A 1321-nucleotide genomic window follows, 5' to 3' on the forward strand; every position below is an offset into this window, starting at 1 on the left:
TGAAGCGCTCCGGGTCTGATGGAGGCTCGATTCCCTGAGAGGATCGAGTCATGGCCCGTCCGTCCCCTTACCCTGCCGAGCTGCGTGAGCGTGCGGTGCGCATGGTCGCGGAAGTCCGCCCCAACTACCCAACTGAGTGGGCCGCGATGAAGGCGGTCGCTGCGAAGCTGGGCATCGGTTCCGCTGAGACGGTGCGGACGTGGGTCCGTAAGGCCGAGGTCGACACCGGCCAGCGTCCCGGGGTGACTTCGGGGGAGGCCGTGGAGATCAAGCGGCTGCGGGCCGAGAACGCCGAGCTGCGCCGGGCGAATGAGATCCTGAAGGCGGCCTCGGCTTTCTTCGCGGCCGAGCTCGACCGGCCGTCGAAGCGCTCGTAGCGTTCATCGACGCCCACCGGCAGGTGTTCGGAGTCGAGCCGATCTGCACAGTCCTGACCAGCCACGGACTGAAGATCGCGACGAGCACCTACTACGCCGCCAAGAACCGCACCCCCAGCCCGCGGTCGGTCCGCGACGCGGAGCTGAAGACGCAGATCAGCCGCGTCCACGCCGACAACTTCGGTGTCTACGGAGTGCGGAAGGTCTGGCGGCAGCTGCACCGCGAGGGCATACCCGTGGCCCGCTGCACGGTCGCCCGGCTGATGCGTGACCTTGGTCTTGAGGGTGCCCGACGCGGGAAGAAGATCCGCACCACCATCCGCGACGATGGCCATGAGCGGGCCTCTGACCTGCTCAGACGCGACTTCACCGCATCCCGTCCGAACGAGCGGTGGGTCGCCGACTTCACCTATGTCGCCACCTGGTCCGGCATCGTCTACGTCGCCTTCGTCGTGGACGTGTTCTCCCGGGCGATCGTCGGCTGGTCGGCCGCCACCAGCAAGCGGGCCAAGCTCGTCCTCGACGCCCTGGACATGGCCCTGTGGCGCCGCGACCGGGCTGGCATTCCCGCAGGTCCCGGGCTCGTTCATCACTCGGACGCGGGCAGTCAATACACGTCTTTCGCGTTCACCGCCCACCTGCTCGAGGCCGGCATCGACGCCTCGATCGGCACCGTCGGCGACGCCCTGGACAACGCGCTCATGGAGTCCCAGATCGGCCTCTACAAGACGGAGCTGATCAAGCCCCGAAGGCCCTGGCACGGCCTGGCCGACGTCGAGCTCGGCACCGCGGAATGGGTCGACTGGTTCAACAACCAGCGCCTCCATACCGCCATCGGGGACATACCGCCCCACGAACACGAGACCAACCACTACGCTCAACACCAGCCCCAACCGGCGGCTGGAGCCAACACATAGAGCCTCCACCGACCCCGGAGCGCTTCA

At 67.5% G+C, this 1321-nt stretch carries 1 protein-coding gene; it reads left to right on the forward strand.

The annotated features are described in order from the left end of the window. Positions 1–50: 50 nt before the first annotated feature. Positions 51–1294, forward strand: a protein-coding gene (locus ACWC0C_RS48370; protein ID WP_450871555.1) for an IS3 family transposase whose coding sequence is annotated in 2 segments (ribosomal slippage) — positions 51–333 and positions 333–1294 — 1245 coding nt in all. Because the reading frame shifts where the segments join, the coding sequence is not laid out codon by codon here. Positions 1295–1321 lie beyond the last annotated feature (27 nt).

Source organism: Streptomyces sp. NPDC001709 (assembly GCF_053596375.1).